Annotated in this window: 17 protein-coding genes; 10 read left to right on the plus strand and 7 right to left on the minus strand. The window is 72.3% G+C overall.

Features of this window, described 5'->3' with window-relative positions; translation table 11 throughout:
• Positions 1-3: 3 nt before the first annotated feature.
• Positions 4-1,707: a maltose alpha-D-glucosyltransferase gene (treS, locus tag IEZ10_RS17590; protein ID WP_189247592.1), complete on the minus strand. Its 1,704-nt coding sequence runs from the start codon at positions 1,705-1,707 to the stop codon at positions 4-6.
• A gap of 47 nt (positions 1,708-1,754) precedes the next feature.
• Entirely contained in the window at positions 1,755-3,878 is a 2,124-nt protein-coding gene (locus IEZ10_RS17595; RefSeq protein ID WP_189247593.1) for an alpha-1,4-glucan--maltose-1-phosphate maltosyltransferase, read from the minus strand.
• Between the two features lie 358 nt (positions 3,879-4,236).
• Here IEZ10_RS17595 and glgP point away from each other — a divergent pair, with 358 nt between their 5' ends.
• Complete coding sequence (gene glgP, locus IEZ10_RS17600) at positions 4,237-6,819, plus strand: alpha-glucan family phosphorylase (protein ID WP_189247594.1); 2,583 nt, start codon at positions 4,237-4,239, stop codon at positions 6,817-6,819.
• Positions 6,820-7,035: 216 nt separating this feature from the next.
• Here glgP and IEZ10_RS17605 read toward each other — a convergent pair whose 3' ends face one another.
• A complete protein-coding gene (locus IEZ10_RS17605) occupies positions 7,036-8,970 on the minus strand; it encodes a peptidoglycan recognition protein family protein (RefSeq protein WP_189247595.1) in 1,935 nt (644 codons plus the stop codon).
• Between the two features lie 327 nt (positions 8,971-9,297).
• Here IEZ10_RS17605 and IEZ10_RS17610 point away from each other — a divergent pair, with 327 nt between their 5' ends.
• On the plus strand, positions 9,298-11,508 hold the full coding sequence (locus IEZ10_RS17610) for an amylo-alpha-1,6-glucosidase (protein ID WP_229811371.1): 2,211 nt from the start codon (positions 9,298-9,300) through the stop codon (positions 11,506-11,508).
• Positions 11,498-12,613 carry a glycosyltransferase family 4 protein gene (locus tag IEZ10_RS17615; RefSeq protein ID WP_189247597.1) on the plus strand — a complete coding sequence of 372 codons (1,116 nt, stop codon included), beginning with the start codon at positions 11,498-11,500 and terminating at the stop codon, positions 12,611-12,613. Before IEZ10_RS17610 ends, IEZ10_RS17615 begins: the two co-directional genes overlap by 11 nt.
• A 28-nt stretch (positions 12,614-12,641) precedes the next feature.
• Here the strand turns inward: IEZ10_RS17615 and IEZ10_RS17620 are convergent, their stop codons facing one another.
• From IEZ10_RS17620 to IEZ10_RS17630, 3 genes are all read right to left on the minus strand, one after another.
• Positions 12,642-12,980 (minus strand): plasmid mobilization protein, encoded by a 339-nt coding sequence (locus IEZ10_RS17620; RefSeq protein WP_189247598.1) that lies wholly within the window; start codon positions 12,978-12,980, stop codon positions 12,642-12,644.
• Complete coding sequence (locus tag IEZ10_RS17625; protein ID WP_189247599.1) at positions 12,977-13,153, minus strand: hypothetical protein; 177 nt, start codon at positions 13,151-13,153, stop codon at positions 12,977-12,979. The genes IEZ10_RS17620 and IEZ10_RS17625 overlap by 4 nt, the downstream gene beginning before the upstream one ends.
• Positions 13,154-13,351: 198 nt before the next feature.
• A complete protein-coding gene (locus IEZ10_RS17630; protein WP_189247600.1) occupies positions 13,352-13,750 on the minus strand; it encodes a peptidase inhibitor family I36 protein in 399 nt (132 codons plus the stop codon).
• A gap of 213 nt (positions 13,751-13,963) precedes the next feature.
• Between IEZ10_RS17630 and IEZ10_RS17635 the strand changes: the two genes are divergently transcribed.
• Positions 13,964-14,737: an enoyl-CoA hydratase/isomerase family protein gene (locus IEZ10_RS17635; protein ID WP_189247601.1), complete on the plus strand. Its 774-nt coding sequence runs from the start codon at positions 13,964-13,966 to the stop codon at positions 14,735-14,737.
• Positions 14,738-14,856: 119 nt separating this feature from the next.
• Here IEZ10_RS17635 and IEZ10_RS17640 read toward each other — a convergent pair whose 3' ends face one another.
• Positions 14,857-16,233, minus strand: coding sequence for an MFS transporter (locus tag IEZ10_RS17640; protein WP_189247602.1), 1,377 nt, complete (start codon positions 16,231-16,233; stop codon positions 14,857-14,859).
• A 94-nt stretch (positions 16,234-16,327) separates the two neighbouring features.
• Between IEZ10_RS17640 and IEZ10_RS17645 the strand changes: the two genes are divergently transcribed.
• From IEZ10_RS17645 to IEZ10_RS17670, 6 genes are all read left to right on the plus strand, one after another.
• Positions 16,328-16,942, plus strand: coding sequence for a TetR/AcrR family transcriptional regulator (locus IEZ10_RS17645; RefSeq protein ID WP_189247603.1), 615 nt, complete (start codon positions 16,328-16,330; stop codon positions 16,940-16,942).
• Between the two features lie 203 nt (positions 16,943-17,145).
• Complete coding sequence (locus IEZ10_RS17650) at positions 17,146-17,616, plus strand: hypothetical protein (protein ID WP_229811372.1); 471 nt, start codon at positions 17,146-17,148, stop codon at positions 17,614-17,616.
• On the plus strand, positions 17,613-18,836 hold the full coding sequence (locus tag IEZ10_RS17655) for a DUF6395 domain-containing protein (protein WP_189247604.1): 1,224 nt from the start codon (positions 17,613-17,615) through the stop codon (positions 18,834-18,836). Before IEZ10_RS17650 ends, IEZ10_RS17655 begins: the two co-directional genes overlap by 4 nt.
• Positions 18,833-19,675, plus strand: coding sequence for a M55 family metallopeptidase (locus IEZ10_RS17660; protein WP_189247605.1), 843 nt, complete (start codon positions 18,833-18,835; stop codon positions 19,673-19,675). The genes IEZ10_RS17655 and IEZ10_RS17660 overlap by 4 nt, the downstream gene beginning before the upstream one ends.
• Before the next feature lie 231 nt (positions 19,676-19,906).
• On the plus strand, positions 19,907-21,466 hold the full coding sequence (locus tag IEZ10_RS17665) for a flavin monoamine oxidase family protein (RefSeq protein WP_229811373.1): 1,560 nt from the start codon (positions 19,907-19,909) through the stop codon (positions 21,464-21,466).
• 151 nt (positions 21,467-21,617) lie between these two features.
• The gene (locus IEZ10_RS17670) at positions 21,618-22,139 is read left to right on the plus strand and encodes a YbaK/EbsC family protein (RefSeq protein ID WP_189247606.1); all 522 of its coding nucleotides are present in this window, start codon (positions 21,618-21,620) and stop codon (positions 22,137-22,139) included.
• Positions 22,140-22,291: the final 152 nt, after the last annotated feature.

The following is a 22,291-nucleotide window of genomic DNA, read 5'->3' on the forward strand; positions in this document are numbered from 1 at the left end:
GCCTTACGCCTCCTGGGGTGCGGGCGGCAGGGTGAACCAGTAGAACCCATGCCCAGGAAGCGTCAAAAGATACGGAAGTTCGCCGATCGGGGGGAATGGAACTCCGCCCATCGTCTCCACGGGCACCGACCCCTCGAACCGGCGCAGATCGAGCTCCACCGGCTGCGGGAACCGCGAGAGGTTGTTGACGCACAGCATCCGGTCGTCGCCCAGCTCCCGGACGTAGGCCAGGACGCTGGGGTTGGAGGAGTTCAGCTCGGTGTAGTCGCCGAGACCGAACACCGGGTGCCGCTTGCGGATGTCGATCATGCGTTTGGTCCAGTGCAGCAGCGAACCGGCGCTCTTCTGCTGCGCCTCGACGTTGATCGCCTGGAAGCCGTAGATCGGGTCCATGATGACCGGGAGGTACAGCCGGCCCGGGTCGCAGTTGGAGAACCCGGCGTTGCGGTCGGGGCTCCACTGCATCGGGGTGCGGACGCCGTCGCGGTCGCCGAGCCAGATGTTGTCGCCCATGCCGATCTCGTCGCCGTAGTACAGGACGGGAGAGCCGGGCAGCGACAGCAGCAGCGCGGTGAACAGCTCGATCTGGTTGCGGTCGTTCTCCAGCAGCGGCGCCAGGCGCCGCCGGATGCCGACGTTGGCCCGCATCCGGGGGTCCTTGGCGTACTCGGAGTACATGTAGTCGCGCTCGTCGTCGGCGACCATCTCCAGCGTCAGCTCGTCGTGGTTGCGCAGGAAGATGCCCCACTGGCAGTGCTCGGGGATCTTCGGCGTCTGGGCCAGGATCTCCGAGATGGGGTAGCGCGACTCCCGCCGCACGGCCATGAAGATGCGCGGCATCAGCGGGAAGTGGAACGCCATGTGGCACTCGTCGCCGCCGGTGGCCGGGTCGCCGAAGTACTCCACCACGTCGGCCGGCCACTGGTTGGCCTCGGCCAGCAGCACCCGGTCGGGGTAGAGGCGGTCCACCTCGGCGCGGATCCGCTTGAGGTAGGCGTGCGTCCTCGGCAGGTTCTCGCAGTTGGTGCCCTCCTGCTCGAACAGGTAGGGGATCGCGTCCATCCGGAACCCGTCGATGCCGAGGTCCAGCCAGAACCGCAGCACCTCCAGCATGGCCTCCTGGACGTCGGGGTTCTCGTAGTTCAGGTCGGGCTGGTGGGAGAAGAAGCGGTGCCAGTAGTACTGGCCGCGCACCGGGTCGTAGGTCCAGTTGGACGCCTCGGTGTCGATGAAGATGATCCGGGCGTCCTGGTAGCGCTCGTCGGTGTCGCTCCAGACGTAGAAGTCGCCGAACGGGCCGTTGGGGTCGTGGCGGGACGCCTGGAACCAGGGGTGCTGGTCGCTGGTGTGGTTCATCACCAGGTCGGCGATGACCCGCATGCCGCGCTTGTGGGCCTCGTCCACCAGCTTCACGAAGTCACCGAGGTCGCCGAACTCCGGCAGGATCTTCATGAAGTCCGCGATGTCGTATCCGCCGTCGCGCAGCGGCGACTCGTACAGCGGCAGCAGCCACAGGCAGTCGACGCCGAGCCACTGGAGGTAGTCCAGTTTCTCGATCAGGCCGCGGATGTCTCCGGTGCCGTCGCCGTTGGAGTCGGCGAAGCCCCGGATGAGCACCTCGTAGAAGACCGCGCGCTTGAACCAGTACGGGTCTCGAGGCTTCTCCTCGTCGAAGGTGTTCGGGATCGGCTCGGATGGCTGACTCACCAGTGGACTCCCCGCTTCTTCAACCGGTATCGCGTGCTCCGGCCTGCTCACCGCTGGTTCGCCGGGGCGCGCAGAGTGAAGATGTGTGCTGGTCGGACATGAGGGTCGAGACGCACGTAGTTGTTCTGCCGCCAGTGGTACGACTCGCCCGACAGTTCGTCGTCGGCGACGAACTCGTCGTTCCAGCCGAGACCGAGGGCCGGCATGTCCAGCGACACCGTGGCCTCGTGGGTGTGGTACGGGTCGAGATTCACAACCGTCAGCACCACGTCGCCCAGGCCGTGCCGTCGTGTGGCCGTGTCGTAGGCACCGGGCAGTCGCTTGGAGAAGCAGACCAGGTCCGGATGGTCGACGCTGTGGAACCGTAGGTTACGCAGTTCCTGGAGCGCCGGGTGAGCTCTTCGCAACAAATTGAGTTGCGTGATCAGCGGGGCGAGGCTACGGCCCTCGCGCTCGGCCTCGGCCCAATCGCGAGGTCTGTACTGATATTTCTCGCTATCGAGGTATTCCTCACTGCCCGGACGAACCGGGACATTCTCCGCAAGCTCGTAACCGGAGTAGACGCCCCAGGTCGGCATCGACATCGCCGCGAGGACCGCTCTGATGCGGAATGCCGGGACACCCCCATGCTGAAGGTATTCGTGAAGGATGTCCGGAGTGTTGACGAAGATGTTGGGCCGCATGTAGTGCGACGTCTCGTGGGACAGCTCGGTGAGGTAGCTCTCGACCTCCTCCCGCGAGTTGCGCCACGTGAAGTAGGTGTAGGACTGCTGGAAGCCCACCTTGCCCAGCGTGCGCATCATCGCCGGCCGGGTGAACGCCTCGGCCAGGAACAGCACGTCCGGGTCGGTGGCGTTGACGTCGGCGATCAGCCGCTCCCAGAACGCCACCGGCTTGGTGTGCGGGTTGTCCACCCGGAAGATCCGCACCCCGTGGTCCATCCACAGCCGCACCACCCGTTTCACCTCGGCGTAGATCCCCTCGGGGTCGTTGTCGAAGTTCAGCGGGTAGATGTCCTGGTACTTCTTCGGCGGGTTCTCGGCGTAGGCGATGGTGCCGTCGGCGCGGACGTTGAACCACTCCGGGTGCTCCCTGACCCACGGGTGGTCCGGCGAGCACTGCAGGGCCAGGTCGAGCGCGACCTCCATGCCCAGCTCACGGGTCTTGGCCACGAACTCGTCGAAGTCCTCGAACGTGCCGAGGTCGGGGTGGATCGCGTCGTGGCCGCCCTCCTCCGAGCCGATCGCCCACGGCGAGCCCGGGTCGTACGGCTCCGGCGTCAGCGTGTTGTTGCGCCCCTTGCGGAAGCTGTGCCCGATCGGGTGGATCGGCGGCAGGTAGACGACGTCGAAGCCCATCTTGGCGACGGCCGGCAGCCGCAGGGCCGCCGTCTTGAACGTCCCGGACTTGGGCGCGACGCCCTCCTGGACGATCGCGCCCTCCGACCGCGGGAAGAACTCGTACCACGACCCGAACAGCGCGCGCCGCCGCTCGACCCTGACCACCCGCTTGCCGGTCCGGGTCACCAGGTCGCGCAGCGGGTGCGCGCGCAGCAGCGCGGCCGTCTCCGCCGACTGGGCCGCCGCGAACCGGGCCCGCGGGTCCACCGCCTGGTCGCGCAACCGGGCCGCCACCTCCAGCAGCGCCGCGCGGTGCCCGCAGGCCGCCGCCGCGCCCGAGGAGGCCCGCACCGCCGTACGGCCGGCCGCCTTCGCGTTCCGGGCGCCCTTCGCGCCCTTCGCCGCGGAGGGGGCGGGGACGGAGGGGCAGTCGGCGGGCCGTACGGCACGGGCGGCGCGCTCGAAGAGCCGGGCGCCCTCCTCGCACATCAGCTCGGTGTCCATGTCGCGCGGGATCTTGATGCCCGCGTCGTGCAGCCAGGTCGCGATCGGGTCGCTCCACGCCTCGACGCGGAAGTGCCACTCGCCCTCGTCGGGCAGGGTCACCTCCGTCCCCCAGCGGTCGGTGCCCGGGGCCAGCTCGGCCATGGGCAGCAACCGGCCGCGGGTGCCGTCGGGGGCGGTGAGCACCACGCCGGCCGCCACCGCGTCGTGTCCCTCGCGGAACACGGTGGCGGAGATCTCGAAGGTCTCGCCCGCGGCGGCCTTGGCGGGGTAACGCCCGCACTCGACCGTCGGGTGCACGTCAAGGATGGGAATTCGTCCGATCATCGCGTCTCAAGGTAGCGACGGCACACCGGTACCGCCGGAGAAGTCGGCAAGGAAAGATCTTCGTTTTTTTCAAACAACCCCGTGACCGGCACCCGGGGGCGTGACCACGCTCACGGGGGACCGGTTCCCGAGGGGGTGGAGCGGTCGGCCCCTAGATGCCTGCCCCAATAGTCCATCTTCATACCTGTGAGGGAAAGACCGGGGAACCCTCGCTTTCCCGGGCGAGTTGGGCCGGTGAACGGCCACCCCGCGATCGACCCTTCTTTGATGTGTTTGGGGGCGATTGATAGCGGTGAGGGGGAGACGCGTGAGTGTCGAGGTCGCCATCCGTGGCGCTGAGTAACTAGGGTCTGGCAGCGTGAGAGCAATCCGCAGGTTCACCGTACGCACCGTTCTTCCTCCGGAGCTGGCCTCGCTGGGCGAGCTTGTGCGCAATCTGCGCTGGTCATGGCACCCCGAGACGCTCGACCTCTTCGCCGAGGTCGATCCGGAGGTGTGGGAGAGGGTCGGTCACGACCCGGTCGCCCTGCTCGGCGCCGTCGATCCGGCGCGGTTGCGCGAGCTCGCCGCCGACCGCCGCTTCCTGCGGCGGGTCGCCGACGCCGCGGACGACCTCCACGAGTACACGACCGCGCCCGGCTGGTACCAGACGGTCCCCGACGCCCCCCGGGCCATCGCCTATTTCTCCCCCGAGTACGGCATCGCCGCCGCGCTGCCGCAGTACTCCGGCGGCCTGGGCATCCTGGCCGGCGACCACCTCAAGGCCGCCAGCGACCTGGGCGTGCCGATCCTGGCGGTCGGCCTGCTGTACCGGCACGGCTACTTCACCCAGTCGCTGTCGCCGGAGGGCTGGCAGCTGGAGCACTACCCCTCCCTCGACCCGGGCGGCCTGCCGCTGACCCTGCTGCGGGAGGAGGACGGCACGCCGGTGCGGATCGCGATCGGCCTGCCCGAGGGCCGCACCCTGCACGCCCAGATCTGGATCGCCCAGGTGGGCCGGGTCCCGCTGCTGCTGCTCGACTCCGACGTGGCCGAGAACGACACCGCCGCCCGCGACGTCACCGACCGCCTCTACGGCGGCGGCACCGACCACCGCCTGATGCAGGAGCTGCTGCTCGGCGTCGGCGGCGTCCGCGCCATCCGCGCCTACTGCCGGGTCACCGGCCACCCCGAGCCGGAGGTGTTCCACACCAACGAGGGCCACGCGGGCTTCCTCGGCCTGGAGCGCATCCGCGAGCTGACCGAGAGCAGGCTCTCCTTCGACGAGGCGCTGGAGGCGGTCCGCGCCGGCACGGTCTTCACCACCCACACGCCCGTCCCCGCCGGCATCGACCGCTTCCCGGCCGAGATGATCGCCCGCCAGTTCGGCGGCGACAACGCCTGGCCCACCGTCCCGGTGGACCGCATCCTCGCGCTCGGCGCGGAGAAGGAGCCCGGCAAGTTCAACATGGCCGCGATGGGCATGCGGCTCGCCCAGCGGGTCAACGGCGTCTCCGAGCTGCACGGCGAGGTCAGCCGGGAGATGTTCCAGGACCTGTGGCCGGGCTTCGACGCCTCCGACGTACCGATCGGGTCGATCACCAACGGCGTGCACGCGCCCACCTGGGTCGGCCGGGAGATCATGGAGCTGGCCGGCCGGGAGCTGCCCTCGCTCGTCGAGCGGGCCCAGGGCTGGGAGGGCGTCAACAAGATCTCCGACGCCGACGTCTGGGCCATCCGCGGGCGGCTGCGCGCCCGGCTGGTCGAGGCGGCCCGCGAGCGGCTGCGCCGCTCCTGGCTCGCCCGGGGCGCCTCCCGCGCCGAACTGGGCTGGATCGACGACGCCCTCGACCCGGACGTGCTGACCATCGGCTTCGCCCGCCGGGTGCCCTCCTACAAGCGGCTCACCCTGATGCTGAAGGACCCCGACCGGCTCCGCCAGCTCCTCCTCGACCCGGACAAGCCGGTCCAGATCGTGATCGCCGGCAAGGCGCACCCGGCCGACGAGGGCGGCAAGAAGCTCATCCAGCAGATCGTGAAGTTCGCCGACGCCGAGGACGTGCGGCACCGCATCGTCTTCCTGCCCGACTACGACATGGCGCTCGGCCAGCTCATGGTCCAGGGCGCCGACGTGTGGATGAACAACCCGCTGCGCCCCCTGGAGGCGTGCGGCACCTCCGGGATGAAGGCCGCCCTGAACGGCGGGCTCAACCTGTCCATCCGCGACGGCTGGTGGGACGAGTGGTACGACGGCACCAACGGCTGGGCCATCCCCACCGCCGACGGCGTCGGCGACCCCGACCGCCGCGACGAGCTGGAGGCCGGGGCGCTGTACGACCTGGTCGAGCACGAGGTGGCCGACCGCTTCTACGACCGGGCGGCCGACGGCCTGCCGCTGCGCTGGCTGGAGATGGTCCGCCACACGCTGACCTCCCTCGGGCCCAAGGTCCTGGCCGGGCGGATGCTCCGCGACTACGTCGTGGACCTCTACACCCCGGCCGCCACGTCGGGCCGCGCGCTGCTCAAGGACGGCTACGAGCCGGCCAGGGGCTTCGCCGCCTGGAAGCTCCGCCTCGCCCAGGCGTGGCCCGGGGTGCGGGTGGAGCACGTGGAGACCTCCAACCTCGGCGACACCCCCGAGGTGGGCGCGTCGCTGGAGGTGCGCGCCACCATCGCGCTGGGCGAACTGCGCCCGGAGGACGTCCGCGTCCAGGCCGCCTACGGCCCGGTCGGGCTCCACGACGAGCTGGTACGGCCCGCGTACACGACCCTGGCCCTGGAGTCCGACGGCGACGACGGCAGGGCCGTCTTCGCCGGGACCGTCCCGCTGGACCGCACCGGCTCGTTCGGCTACAGCGTCCGGGTCGTCCCCGACCACCCGCTCATGGACACGCCCGCCGAGCTGGGGCTGGTCACCGTGCCGGAGGAGCCGGCGGGGATGACCAACGGCACCCTGCGCTGATCCCGGCGGCCGGGCGGGGACGGAGAAGCCGATCCCGGCGGCCGGGCGGGGACGGAGAAAAGGGAGGAGGGGAGCCGGGGCACACACGCCCGGCTCCCCTCCTCTCATGTCCTCTCCGTGCCCTCCGGCGTCCCGGGGATCGGACGTCCTCCGGCGCACCGGAGGTCAGGCGTCCTCGGCGTTCCGAGGGCCAGGCGTCCTCCGGCGGCCCGGGGGTCAGGTGGCGGACACCACCACGTCCTCGGCCTTGACGAACATCACGCGGTGGCCGAACTGGATCTGGTAGTACTTCTGCTTCCCGCGGATCACCTGGTGGTTCGCGGGATCGAAGGTCACCGCCCGGTAGTACTCGCCGACCGCGGTCAGGCCGACGGTGTAGCGCTGGCCCGCGGCGAGGGTGTACTGCAGCGGGCTGATCGTCTGGTACGGCACGCCCGCCGGGTACGCCTCCGCCTCCGGGTACGCCCTGCCGTACACCGGCACGCTCGCCAGGCCCGGCTTGGGCGTCACCACCAGGCCCTTGGACGGCACCGCGGTGGGCTGGGACGCGGGGTTGTGGAACCACGCCTTCTGGCCGAGATACCAGATCGCGGTCCAGTCGCCCTGGCGGTCGGCGACGGCGTAGCGCTGGCCGGTGGCGGCGCGGGCGCTGTGGTCGTAGACGCTGTAGAGCGAGTCACCGGTCGGGTGCTTGCCGATGTCCTTGACCAGTGGGGCGTCCTCACGCGGCTCGGTGCGCAGCCAGACCGACGCCGAGCCGTGCGGGGCGCAGTCGGCCTCGGGGTTCTTGCGGTCGCAGCCGTAGTAGTACGGCTGGTTCTTCTCGTAGTCGGGCAGGATCATCACCGACTCGGTCCGCGGGCCGCCGGTGCCGTGCAGCGGGCGGCCGAGGAGCTGGAAGTAGTGCGCCCAGTCCCAGAAGGGGCCCGGGTCCTCGTGCATGCCCCGCACCGTGGAGGCGATCGTCCCGGGCACGTTGTCGTGGCCGATGATGTGCGCCCGGTCGAGCGGGACCTGGTAGCGCTGGGCGAGGTAGCGCACCAGCCGGGCCGAGCTGCGGTACATCGCCTCGGTGTACCAGAAGGCGCCCTCGCCGAGGAACCCCTCGTGCTCGATGCCGATCGACTTGGCGTTGACGTACCAGTTGCCCGCCTGCCAGGCGACGTCCTTGGTCTTCACGTGCTGGGCGATGTGCCCGTCCACGGAACGCACCGAGTAGTGCCAGCTCGCCGGGCGCGCGGGGTCCTGCACCAGCCGCACGGAGGGGGCGAAGTAGCCCTCCATGTCGTGGATGACGATGTATTCGATCTGCTGGTTGACCGGCCGGTTCGACGTGTCGTGGTTGCCGTAGTCGTCACCGGGCAGCGCCTGGTAGGGCGCGGGGATCCACTCGCACGAGACGGTGGGCGGGCACTCGGCCTCGCCGCGGACGGGCCGGCGCAGGCCCAGCCTGTCCAGCCAGCCGTCCATCTTCCGCAGGCCGGGGGCGGCCCTCAGCTCGACCTTCTGGCCGTCGTCGGTGACGCGCTCGGCGCCGGACTCGATCGTGGCGTAGACCTCGTCGGCGAAGAACTTCGCCGCCTCGGCCTCCTCGGCGCCGGAGTAGCGGGCCACCGCGCCGTACCACTGGCCGGGGTCGTCGCTGAGCGGCGCGCCGAGCGCCTTCTGGTAGTCGGCCAGCAGGGCCGCGCCGCCGCGGATGTTGGCGGCCGGGTCGCCGCGCAGTTCCTCGCGGCTCACGCCGGTGAGCTGGGCCGCCTTCTCCAGTGTCCTGAGCGAGGCGGGGACCTCGGCGGGCGCCGGCGCCGCCTGGGGGGCCGGCAGCGGGCGGCCGTCGTCACCCCGGGCGTCCTCGGTGCCCTCGGCGTGGTGGTTCCCGCCGCTCAGCTCGGCCGCGTCGGTGAGGTGCATCGGGCCGTACCCGGCGGAGCTGCTCGGCTTGCCCGCGTTGGCGTCCCAGCGCGACTCAAGGTAGGACACGCCGAGCAGGACGCTCTCGGGCACGCCGTACGCTTTGGCCGCCTCGGTGAAGGCCGCCTGCCGGCTGTCGGGAACGGCCGCCTGTGTGGCGGAGGCCGGTTGCGCTGGGGAGAGGCCGCCTGCGACCACGATGGCCGCGGCCGCCAGGCGGAGGGGGGACGATCGTCGCACGAACGCTCCTCGGCTGGGGGAATCCGATGCGAGACAGCCTGCGAAGCCGGGCCCGTGATGTCAATAACATTCTTCACTTTGCCGACACGTAGCGAAGAATTTCTTCACCCTGTCAGCCCGGCGACTCCCGGACCCGGCCGTCTCCGCACCTCGAACGGATCGATCCGCCCACAATGCGGCGGTCACGTCGAGCGGGCGGAGGAGACGGCGCTGAGCAGGTAAAACCTGCGCATGGGGATCCGGCGGGCGGTTCTCCTCCCGGGCGGGGCGGGAAGGGCAACGGGTTGGAGGCGAAGGCCCGCGAGCCGTACGCACTGGAGAGAAGACGTGAACGGGTGGACTTTCGAGGGCCAGCCCGGCGCACTGGGCGACAGCGCGGTGACCCTGGTGGAGAGCGGTTCCTTCTGCGTGTCCGGGCGCGGCGGGGACATCGTGCCGGGCGGGGCGCAGGGGGTCTACACCGCCGACACCCGGCTGCTGTCGCGCTGGGAGCTGCGGATCGACGACGTCGGGGTGGAACCGCTCAACGTGTTCGTGACCGAGCCGTACCACGCGACGTTCGTCGGCCGGGCGGCGCCGCGGCCGGGGCGCGCGGAGAGCACCCTGCTGGTGGTCAGGGACCGCTATGTCGGCGGCGGCCTGCGCGAGGACCTGACGCTGCGCAACCTGTCCGACGAGCCGGCCGGATGCCTGGTCGACATCCACCTGGCCGGTGACCTGGCCGACCTGTTCGAGGTCAAGGCGGGGCGGATCCGGCACGTGCTCGACGTGGAGACGACGCCCGACCGGACAGGCCTGATGATCTTCTCCGCCAGCCGGTGCCGGGGGACCCGGGTGGTGGCCGAGCCGCAGCCGATCTCCATGCCCGGGATCCTCGCCTTCCGGATCGTCGTGCCCGCCCGGGGGGAGTGGACCGCCACCGTCCAGGTCAACCCGATCCTGGACGGCGAGGAGCTGCCCGCCCGGTTCTCCACCCGCCACCCGCCGGAGCACGCCGAGCCCGCCCGGCGGCGGGCCGACTGGGACCGGCTCAGCCCGGCCGTCGTCACCTCCGACCGCACCCTGACCCAGGTGCTGCGCCGCTCCCGGGAGGACCTGGGGGCGCTGCGGCTGTTCGACCCCGACCGGCCCGAGGAGCCGCCGACGATCGCCGCGGGCGCGCCGTGGTTCATGACGCTGTTCGGCCGCGACTCGCTGCTGACCTCCTGGATGGCGCTGCCGATGGACCAGTCGCTGGCGCTCGGCACGCTGCGCCGCCTGGCCAGGCTGCAGGGCAAGACCTGCGACCCGCTCACCGAGGAGGAGCCCGGCAAGATCCTGCACGAGCTGCGCTTCGGAGCCCAGGCCGGCGGCCTCGCCTACTACGGCTCGGTGGACGCCACCCCGCTGTTCGTGATGCTGCTGGGCGAGCTGCGCCGGTGGGGCCTGCTCGGCGCGGAGGTGGAGGAGCTCCTGCCGTACGCCGACGAGGCGCTCGGCTGGATCACCAGGTCGGCCGACCCGTTCCTGTCCTACCGCCGCAAGACCGACCACGGCCTGGTCCACCAGGGCTGGAAGGACTCCTTCGACGGCGTCACCTTCGCCGACGGCACCCTGGCCCGGCCGCCCATCGCGCTGGCCGAGGTGCAGGGCTACGTCTACGCCGCCTACAACGCGCGCGCCCACTTCGCCCACGAGGCCGGTGACATCACCCTGGAGGAGGAGTGGAAGGGGCGGGCGGAGCGCCTGCGGGAGGCGTTCAACGACCGGTTCTGGATGCCCGAGCGCGGCTACTACGCCATCGGCCTCGACGGCGAGGGACGCCGCATCGACTCCGTCGCCTCCAACCCCGGTCACTGCCTGTGGACCGGCATCGTCGACGAGGACCGCGCCGCGTCCGTCGCCGGACACCTGCTCTCGCCGCGCATGTTCACCGGGTACGGCGTGCGCACCCTGGCCTCCGACATGGGCGCCTACAACCCGATGAGCTACCACAACGGCTCGGTCTGGCCGCACGACAACTCCATCATCGTGGCCGGGCTGATCCGGTACGGCTTCGCCGAGGAGGCGCGGCGGATCGCCTCCGGCCTGATGGAGGCGGCGGAGGCGTTCGGCTGGCGGCTGCCCGAGCTGTTCTGCGGCTTCGACCGGGGCGACTTCTCCCCGCCGGTGCCCTACCCCACCTCCTGCACCCCGCAGGCGTGGGCCGCCGCGTCGCCCATCCACCTGCTGCGCAACATGCTCCGCCTCGACCCCTGGGTGCCCTACGGGCAGGTGTGGCTGGACCCCGTGCCGATGGAGGACATCCGGGTCGAGGGGATGCCGCTCGCCGGGTCCCGGCTGACGATCGAGGTCAGCGACGGGAAGGTCTCCGTCGCCGGGCTGCCCGAGGGGATCATCCTGCACGACGAGCCGCGCCCGCCGGTGTCGGCCCCGGGCGGCGTCTTCAGCGCCCAGGGCCGGGGAGAGCGCGGTGACGGGCAGGCCCGGGAGGCGAGGACCCGGGAAAGGACATCGACAGGCCGGGGGGCCGGGAGCGGGGGCGAGGATGATCACTGAAGAGGAGCCGGCCGGGTGGCGCGGCGGGGGGCTGCGCGTCGTGATGATCGCTCCCCCCTGGTACGACGTGCCGCCCGCGGCGTACGGCGGCATCGAGTCGATGGTGGCGGACCTCGTCGCGGGGCTGTCGCGGCGCGGGCACGAGGTCACCCTGATCGGCGCGGGCAAGCCCGGCACGTCGGCCCGCTTCCTGGCGACCTACGCCGTGCCGCCGTCGGAGCGGATCGGCGAGGCGATGCCGGAGGTGCTGCACGCGGCCCGGGCGCACGGCATGCTCTCCGGCCTGGAGACGGACATCGTCCACGACCACTCGCTGGCCGGGCCGCTGCACGCCGGGTGCCGGGCCGTCCCGACGGTGATCACCTGCCACCTCACGATGGACGGTGAGTTCGGCGACTACTACCGCTCGCTCGGCGCCGGCGTGGTGATGGTCGGCATCTCCCGAGCGCAGCGGCGCAGCGCCCCGGAGCTGCCCTGGGCCGGGGTCGTCCACAACGCGGTGGACATCGCCTCCTTCCCCTTCCGCGAGGACAAGGAGGACTGGGTGCTGTGGCTCGGCCGGTTCAACGAGGACAAGGGCGCGCACCTGGCCATCGACGCCGCCCGCGCGGCCGGGCGGCGGATCATGCTGGCCGGCAAGCTCACCGAGCCGGTGGAGCGCGACTACTTCGCCGAGCACGTCGCGCCCAGGCTCGGCGCCGACGCCGAGTACGTCGGCGAGGCCGACGCCGTCGGCAAGCGCGAACTGCTCGCGGCGGCCCGCTGCCTGCTCTTCCCTGTCCTGTGGGAGGAGCCGTTCGGCATGGTGATGATCGAGGCGATGGCCTGCGGCACGCCGGTGGTGGCGTTCGGCAGGGGAGCGGTGCCCGAGGTCGTCGCCGACGGGGTGACCGGTTTCGTCCTGGACCGGCCCGAGGAACTGCCGGAGGCGATCGAGGCGGCCGGGAAGCTCGACCCGCACGCCTGCCGGTCCCACGTGGCGGACCACTTCGGCGTCGAGGCGATGGCCGCGGGCTACGAGCGCGTCTACCGGAAGGTGATCGCCGAGGCCGCCGCGCGGGCCGAGCCCGCCGGCGGGACCCGGGGCCTGATGCCGCTGAACTGACGCCGCCGGGCATCTCTCCGGGGCGGGGTCAGGCCGCGTGGTCCCCGTGTTCGCGGATGTACCGGGCGAAGGCCTCCCTGGCCAGCTGGGACACCGTCTTTCCCTCGCGTTCGGCAAGGGCCTTGGCGGCGTTCTTCTCCTCGGCGGTGAGGCGGAAGGTGACCTGCGGTGACCGCTCCCCGGGCGCACTGAGCGAAGGGCGGCCGACTGATCGCCGGACATGGGCCACGGCGGCGTCCACGTACGCCCGGTCGATCCGATTGCCCTGCCTGTCGTAGATCTCCTCGGCGTCCAGGTCGACGTCCGAGGCGTCGTCCAGGGTGAGTTCCACGTCCTCCGGCGGCCAGTCGCCGCGGTACTCGGTCATGGCGTGCTCCTCCTGAGTGCGGTCGGCATGACGTGGATGACCAGCAGGCACTTCTCGGTCAGCACCGCGATGACCTCCAACTGGAGGCCACGGTCGTCAGGCCCCAGCCAGTGCCACTGTTCGTCCAGGTGCGGCCCGGGCGACGGCACCACCCTGGGTGGGCTGGCTCGCATGACGTACATGGCTCGTGCCCTGCCGACGCGGTGCTTCCGAGCTGACTGCGTGAACCTGATTCTACGCACAGCCGGATTGTGCCATGCAGAATTAACCGATGACGCTACTTTCAGTGAGGAAATGTTTACCTGTTGTTCTGAAGGCCCGGCCGGGCGTGACCCGGCCGGGCGGGCGGGGACGGGCCCGCCGGAGTCGGATCAGCCGTGCGAGTCGGCCGGGGAGCCGGTGAAGGTGGTGAGGCAGGACGGGCCGTTGACGCCGTCGAAGCGGACCGAGTGGAAGAAGTCGCGGAACGGGGTGTAGAAGTTGCCCTTCCCCCAGGGGGAGGTCACGGCGGAGCAGCCGCCGTAGCCGGACTCGGAGTACAGGTGGATGTAGGAGGCCGTACGGTTCCAGTCGGACTTGGCCCGGCCCGCCATGCCGAGCGCGGCGAGGTCCGGGGTGTCGCTCTTGATCTCGATCATGTCGCCCGTGCCGTCGAGGCCGGAGAACATGCAGTAGGACCCGGCGTGGCAGCGGTCGTAACCGGTGGCGGCCTGGGCGGGGGCGCCCGCCAGGGCGGTCAGCGCGACGGCCGCGACGGGGAGTGCCAGCATCTGAAGCTTCTTGCCCAATGTTCCTCCATTGGTGAAACTTTCTTTCGATGACCGGCTCGACCATACCTGTTGAGATCTTGTAGAGGAAGAGGTCATTTTCCGGACCGCCGAAACCCGGCCGACACCTCCCGCCGTAGGGCGGGCGGGGCTACTGGGACGGCGAGGCGCTCCTCTAGGGTGCGGGTGACGGGTTGCTCTGAGGAGAGGACGGCCATGGGTGAGTTCGTGCGGGTGGAGACGGCCGACGGGGTCGCGACGATCCGGCTCGACCGGCCGAAGATGAACGCGCTCAACCGGCAGGTCCAGGAGGAGATCCGCGACTGCGCCCGCCAGGTGGACGCCGACCCCGAGGTGTACGCGGTGGTGCTCTACGGCGGGGAGAAGGTCTTCGCGGCGGGCGCCGACGTCAAGGAGATGGCCGGCATGTCGTACGCCGACATGGCCGTCCACTCCGCGGCCCTCCAGGGCTGCTTCACCGCGGTCGCCGGGATCGGCAAGCCGGTCATCGCGGCGGTGACCGGCTACGCCCTGGGCGGCGGCTGCGAGCTGGCGCTGTGCGCGGACATCCGGATCGCGGGCGAGTCGGCCAAGCTGGGCCAGCCGGAGATCCTGCTCGGCATCATCCCCGGCGCCGGGGGCACCCAGCGCCTGCCGCGACTGGTCGGCCCGGCGCGGGCCAAGGACCTCATTTTCACCGGCCGCCACGTCTCCGCCGCCGAGGCCCTGCAGATCGGGCTGGTCGATCGGGTCGTCCCGGACGCCGACGTCCACACCGAGGCGCTGGCCTACGCCGCGCAGTTCAAGGGCGGTCCCGCGCTGGCCGTGCGGGCGGCCAAGCAGGCCGTGGACCGCGGCCTGGAGACCGACCTGGCCACCGGCCTGGAGATCGAGCGCCTGCAGTTCTCCGGCCTGTTCGCCACCGAGGACGCCCGCGACGGCATGCGGGCCTTCGCCGAGAAGACCAAGGCCACCTTCACCGGCCGCTGACCGGCCGCGCGGCCGATCAGCGGCCTGCTCGCGCCGTCCCGGGCCGCCCGGAGCGTGGCCCGCGCCGTACGGCGCCGCCCGGGAGGGCCGCGTCACGGATGCGGCCCGTTCCCGGCCGGTCAGGCGGCGGCCGGGGCCGGGGTCCGGGCCGGGGTGGGGGTGCGCGGCACGGCCTGGACCAGCGCCGCGACGGCCAGGGTGACCACGATCAGGTAGACCAGCCCGTGCCGGAACGCCCCCGCGACCCCGGCCGACGGATCGCCGTAGAACACGATGCCGACGACGCCGACGCCGATGGCCGAGCCGACCTGCTGGGCCGTGGTGAGGATCCCGGCGGCGGCGCCGGCGTGCCGCGGGGCGACCCTGGCCAGGACGGTGCCCATGATGGGGGCGAGCGCCAGGCCCATGCCGACCCCGTCGACGACCAGGATCGGCACCAGCCAGCCGATCGGCGCGTCCCAGGCGACCGCGACGAGCAGGGCGGTCAGGCCGGTCGCCCTGGTCAGCCCGCCCAGGGCGATCGTCTGGCGGCCGAGGCGGGTCGTCAGCCGGGGCGCGAGCAGCGAGGCCGCGAGGTAGCCCGCGCCGATCGGGGTGAAGATCAGGCCGGCCTGGAGCGCGTCCAGGCCCCGGCCCTCCTGGACGTACAGGGCGAAGACCAGGAAGTAGGCGGCCATGCCCATGGTGAAGGCGAGCTGGGTGAGCAGCCCCGCGGTGAAGGCCCGCTCGCGGAACAGGGTGAGGTCGATCAGCGGTGACTCGTGCCGCCGCCGGCCGTACGCGATGAGGAGGGCGGCGGCGACGGCGAAGGACAGCCAGGTCCACAGTGGCCAGCCCTGCTCACGGCCCTCGATCAGCGGCAGCAGCGTGGCGACCAGGCCGAGCGTGACGAGTGCGGCCCCGCCGACGTCGAGCCGTACGGCGTCGGCGGATCGGCTCTCGGGCACCACGCGGCCGGTCATCACCAGGGCGGCGACGCCGATCGGCAGATTGATCAGGAAGCAGGCCCGCCAGCCGAGGCCGAACAGGTCGGCCTGGATGAGCACGCCCCCGATGATCTGGCCGAACACCGCCGCCAGGCCCATGGTCATCGCGTAGGCGCTGAGCGCCCTGACCTGGGCCGCCCCGTGGTAGGCGGTGCGCAGGACGGCCAGCACCTGGGGGGAGAGCAGCGCGGCCGCCGCACCCTGCGCGACGCGGGCGGCGATCAGCGTGCCGACGTCCGGGGCCAGGCCGCAGGCGACCGAGGCCAGCGTGAAGAGGGCCAGCCCGACGGCGAACATGCGGCGGCGGCCGAAGAGGTCACCGAGCCGGCCGCCGAGGACCAGTCCGGAGCCGTAGGCCAGGCCGTATCCGGCGACCACCCACTCGATGGCCGCGGCCCCGGCGTGCAGGTCGCGCTGGGTGGTGGGGATGGCCACGTTGACGATGAAGAAGTCGAGCATCGTGATGAAGACACCGGTCAGGACGGTGGGCAGGGTGCCCCGGCGTGGCATGGCCGCTCCAGTGGATAGATAGAACGATCGGTATACAGCGCCTCATTAGATAGAATGGTTGGTCTACTGTCAACCGCGTGCGAGGATCGGAGCCGTGACCACGACCACGAGACCGGGACCGCGCGAGCGGCTGCTGGAAGCCGCCCGCGAGCTCACCTACACCCATGGCGTTCACGTCGGCGTGGACGCCATCCTCAGCCGGGCCGACGTCGCCCGCCGTTCGCTCTACCAGCACTTCGGCGGCAAGGACGGGCTCATCGCCGAGATGCTGCGCACCCAGGCCACCACCGACCGCTACCGGGAGACCATGGACGCGGCCGGCGACGACCCCCGCGAGCGCGTCCTGGCCGTCTTCGACGAGCTGGAGCGGGTCACCACGCGGCCCGCGTTCCGCGGCTGCCGCTACACCGCCGCCGAACTCGCCCTCTCCGACCCGGACCACCCGGCGCACGCGGAGGTCCGCGCCCACAAGGGGGAGCTGCACCGGATCTTCGCCGCCGAGCTGACCCGGCACGGCCACCCGGACCCGGAGTTCGGTGCCGACCAGATCCTGGTGCTCGTCGACGGGGTGCTGGCCCACGCCGTCACCCGCCCCGGCGCGCACCCCGCGCTGGCGGCGCGGGCGATGGCCGAGACGATTCTCGGGCCGGGCGGGACGACGGAACCGGGCGGGACGGCGAAGCCGGGAGGGGCGCCGGAACGGGGATGACCGGACGCCGGGACCCCCGGCCGGGAGGGGCCGGAACCGGGAGGAGCGGGGCCGGCGGGCCCAGCCGGGTGGCCGGGAGGGGCGAGACCGGCGGCGGGCCGAGCCGGGTGACCGGCCGCGCTGGAATGCGAGGGTCGCACCAGGCTGTGCCGATTCCTGGGACTGTCCGGACATCTCAGTCTTTGCCGGTATCGTGCCGGGCTATGGCGCGATTGGCGAAGCGGGCTCTGGTGCCCGCCCGGCTGCGGAGTGCGGTGCGCGGCTGGTTCGACTCCCGGTACATCTCCCTGGCCGAGCACCGCCAGGACATCAAGGACGCGCTGTGGGAGGTCCAGGTGCTGCGCCGGGAGGTCACCACGCTGCGCGCCGAGGTCGAGAGGCTCCAGGCGCGCACGGCCAAGGCCCCCGCCGCCCCCGCCGGCCGGACCGTGGACGAGACGCGGGCGCGGCGCTGGGACGACGCCCACCGGCTGGCCACCGAGACGGCCGCCGCGATGGAGCGGGTGCTGCAGAACGAGGTGCTGCTCTGGCAGGCCGTGGACCGTGCCGCCGGCCGTACCCCTGAGACCGCCGAGGCGGCCCGCCCCGCGGGGGAGGGCCGTACGCCCGGAACCGCCAGGACCGGCCGCGCCGCCGGGACGGCCCTGGACCGCGCCGCCGGGAGCGCCGGATGAGGGTCTCCTGGACCTCCGACGGCGCCGTCCGGCACCTGACCTTCCGGCTGGACCCCGAGGACGACATCACCGGGCACTGCGCCGACGGCCAGCCACTGAAGATGGCCACGAACTCCTGCCGGGTCGAGCTGCCGCGCGAGCCGCGAGAGATCCACCCCGACCTCGCGGCCCTGGCGGCCTGGACCGTCGTCGCCCCGTGGACCCGCCGCGCGGTCACCTTCGACCGGCCGATCTCCGCCGAGCTGGCGGAGGCGATCCACGACGGCTGGGGGATCGAGGCGGGCCCGGTGGGCGCGTCGCCGCGCTCCGGCCGCCGGCTGGCGGTCTCCTACAGCGGCGGCGCCGACTCGGTGGCCGCGGCGGCCATGCTGCCCGACGCGCCGTTCGTCCACTTCCAGCGGGTGTCCCACCCGCGCGTGCCCAACCGCTGGACCCACTACCGCGCCGACGTGCTGGCGAAGCTGGCCGCGCGCACCGGCCGCGAGCCGACCGTCGTCCGCTCCGACCTGGAGTTCACGCTCGCCGAGCCCCGGCCCGGCTACCCCGAGCACCACGCGGTGGCCGCCGGGGCGCTGCTGATGGCCGACGAACTGGACCTCGGCGGCCTGGCGTTCGGCTACGAGCTGGGCTCGCGCTGGCTGGGCGGCGACCGCTACCTGCTGCGCTACACCCCCGACAACCCGATGTGGGCCCCGCACGGCGCCTGGGGCCGCGCCTTCGCCGCGGCGGGCGTGCACATCGTGCTGCCCGTCGGCGGGGTGAGCGAGGCCGTCACCATGCGGCTGGCCCTCTCCTCCCCGCTGAGGGAGTACGTCCGCTGGTGCCTGCGCGGCGAGGACGGCCCCTGCGGCACCTGCGGCAAGTGCCTGTACAAGGAGCTCATCCAGGCCGCCGTCGAACGCCGCCCGCTGCGCACCGCGATCGGCCCGGACCGGCCGGTCGCCCGCAAGTGGCAGGAGCCCCCGCCGTACGGCGGGCAGGAGATGATCGAGTACGGCTGCGCCCGGATCCCCGGCATCGAGGACACGGTCTTCGCCAAGGCCGCGGCGTTCCTCGGCGCGACCGAGTCCTCGACCGCCTGGCTGGACCGCTGCTACCCTCCCGCGATCGAGGAGATCCCCGAGCCGTGGCGGGCAACGGTCCGCGACTTCATCGCGGCCGAGATCGGATTCATGAACGACGACGAGGCGCGCCGCGTCGAGACATGGGGGCTGTCGTGAGGGTGTACGTGTCGGTGGACATGGAGGGCGTCACCGGCCTGACCGACCCCGAGGAGATGCGGGCGGGGGGCCGCGGCTACGAGCGCGGCTGCGAGCTGATGACCGCCGACGCCAACGCCGCCGTCCAGGGCGCCTTCGACGCCGGGGCCGAGGCGGTGTGCGTCAACGACGCCCACAGCTCGACGAAGAACCTCAGGATCGACCTGCTCGACCCGCGCGCCACCCTGATCAGGGGACCGGGCAAGCCGCTGCGGATGGGCCAGGGCCTCGACCCGGGCCACCGGGCCGCCTGCTTCGTCGGCTACCACGCGCGGGCCGGGGTCGAGCACGGCGTGCTCAACCACACCTGGATGGGCAAGGAGATCCAGAACCTCTACCTCAACGGCGAGGTCTGCGGCGAGACCCGCCTGGTGGCGTCGTTCGCCGGGTCGCTCGGCGTCCCGGTGGCCCTGGTCACCGGGGACGAGGCGGTCTGCGAGGAGGCCAGGGAGCTGCTCGGCGACGTCGAGACCGTCGCGGTCAAGAAGGGCATCAACAAGTTCTCCGCCGAGCTGCTGCCGCCCTCGGTGACCCAGGCCCGCATCCGCGAGGCCACCGTCCGCGCGCTCGGCCGGCTCGCGGACTTCCGCCCCTACGCCGCGGAGCCGCCGTTCACCCTCGGCGTCGAGTGGAACTCCACCGCGATCGCCGCCGGATGCGCCGTCATTCCCGGGGTGCGCTCGGTCGGGCCCCGGCACACCGAGTTCACCACCGACGACTTCGCCCAGATCATGGGGATGATGGGCCTGCTGGCCACCATCGGCGGCCAGATCGCCTGCGACAGCGGCGTGTACGGCTGACCCCGCCGGCAACCGCCACCGGCTCCCGAACCGCCGGCGCCCCCGACAACCCCCGAACCACTGACGACCCCCGACAACCCCCGAACCGCTGACGACCCCCGACAGCCTCCGAACCGCTGACGACCCCCGACGACCGACGACCCCCGCGAACCGCTCCGGCCCGGCCCCGCTCCCGGCGACCGGCCCGAAGGCGGCTCGGACCCCCGCGAGCCCGGAAGACCCGAGAAGACAGTGACCGAACGCAGGACGATGACGCGCAGGGCGCTGCTGGTGGGCGTGGGCGCGGCCGGCGGCGCCGGAGCCATGTTCGCGGCCATGGGGGCGCTGGGCCTGGCCCCCGACTCCCAGCCCTCCGACTACGTCCCGCCGCAGCCGTCCGACTTCTCCCTCAAGGGGAAGGGCGCGGCCAAGGTCGTGATCATCGGGGCCGGTGTCGCCGGGCTGACCTGCGCCTACGAGCTGGGCAAGGCGGGCTACGACTGCACCGTCCTGGAGGCGGCCGACCGGGTCGGCGGGCGCAACCTCACGCTGCGCGGCGGCGACCGGCTGCCCGAGAAGGACGGGCCGGACCAGACGGCCGGGTTCGGCGAGGGCGTCTACTTCAACGCCGGTCCCGGGCGGATCGCGCAGTGGATGATCGCCATGGACTACTGCCGCGAGCTGGGCGTGCCCCTTGAGGTGTTCGTCAACAACAACGCCTCGGCGTACGTCTACACGCGCGGCATGAAGGCCCCGGTCCGGGCCCGCACGGCCCGCGCCGACCTGTACGGCTACGTCGCGGAGCTGCTGGCCAAGGTCTCCCACGCGGGCGCGCTGAACCGCCGCCTCACCGCGGAGGACCGCGAGCGGCTCTCGGAGTTCCTGCGCCGGTTCGGCGACCTCGGGCCCGACCTGTCCTACCGCGGCTCCGACCGGCGCGGGTTCGCGACCTACCCGGCGACCGGCGACGGCGTGCCGCTCGACCCGCCCGCCTCGCTGGCCGAGGTGCTCTCCGCGGGCACCGGCCGGGCGATCACCATGGACTTCGGCTTCGAGCAGGCGGCGCCGATGTTCCAGCCGGTGGGCGGGATGGACGCGATCGTGACCGCGCTGGTCAGGGCGGTCGGCCCCGACCGGATCAGGACGGGGACGCCCGTCACCGGGATCAGGAACCTGCCCGACGGCGTCGAGGTGACCCACCCGGGCGGCGCGGTCCGCGCCGACTACTGCGTGGCCACGCTGCCGCCGCACCTGCTCGCCCGGCTGCCGCACAACCTCGGCGCCCAGGTCACCGCCGCGCTCCGCACCCCCGTGCCGGTCGCCGCCGGCAAGATCGGCCTGGAGTACGGCAGGCGCTGGTGGGAGACCGAGGACCGCATCTACGGCGGCATCACCGAGACCGACCTGGACATCACCCACATCTGGTACCCCTCCTACGGCTACCACGCCCAAAGCGGCCTGCTCGTCGGCTACTACAACACCGAGAAGGAAGCCGAGCTGTACGGCCGGCTCTCCCCGGCCGAGCGCCGCAACCGGGCGCTCACCCAGGGCAAGAAGATCCACGGAGAGAAGTACCGCGCCGAGCTGCGCTCCAGCGTCTCGATCGCCTGGCACCGCCAGCCGCACATCGAGGGAGGCTGGGTCCGCTGGCCCTCCTACGAGGGGGCCTTCACCCTCCTGCAGCGCCCGGCCGGGCGGGTCCACTTCGCCGGCGACTGGCTCACCCACCTGATCGCCTGGCAGGCCGGGGCCATGGAGTCGGCCAGGAAGGCGGTCACCGCGATCCACGAGCGGGTGCTGAGCACGTCCTGAGCACGCCGAGCGGCGTCGTCCCGGACGTGGCGGGCACGGCCGTACAGTCTCAGGGGGCGGCGGTACGAAGTCCCGGGGACCGCCGAGCGGTCCCCCAAACGGTGAGCGGTCCCGGGGACGGCGGGGCGCGTGACGGAGGGGAAGAACGGCGATGGCGATCGGAACGCTGGAATGGGCCAAGGCCGGCGAGCGGCCCGACCTGCTCGCGGAGCCCGTGGCGCGGGCGACGGCGGGGCTCGACGGGGTGCTCGTGGCCCCGATCGACCCGGAGCTGGCCGACACTGCAGCGTTCTGCGAGCGGTACGGCGTCGCCCTGTCGGAGTCGGCCAACTGCGTGATCGTGGCGGCCAAGCGCGCCGGGGAGGTCCGCTACGCGGCCTGCCTGGTGCTCGCCACGACTCGGGCGGACGTCAACGGCGTGGTCCGGCGGCACCTGGACGCCCGGAAGATCTCGTTCGCGCCGCAGGACGACGCGGTCGGGCTGACCGGGATGGAGTACGGCGGGATCACCCCGCTGGGGCTGCCCGCGGGGTGGCCGGTGCTGGTGGACGAGGCCGTGGCGGCGCACCCGGAGGTCGTGATCGGCAGCGGCGTCCGCCGCTCCAAGCTGGCGGTGGCCGGCTCGCTGCTGGCCGGGCTGGAGAACGCGGAGGTGCTCCGGCTGGCGAGCTGAGGCCGGGCCGGAGGCGCCGGGGGAGGCCGGGGCCGGGGAACCGGGACCGGACCGGGGGCCGCGGAGGCGCCCGGCCGGCGAGCCGAAGCCGGGCCGGGATGCCGGGGCGCTCCGGCCGGTGAACCGAACGCCCGGTGAGGACTCGGGGAAAA

Source organism: Streptosporangium pseudovulgare, from assembly GCF_014648055.1.
Lineage (GTDB): Bacteria > Actinomycetota > Actinomycetes > Streptosporangiales > Streptosporangiaceae > Streptosporangium > Streptosporangium pseudovulgare.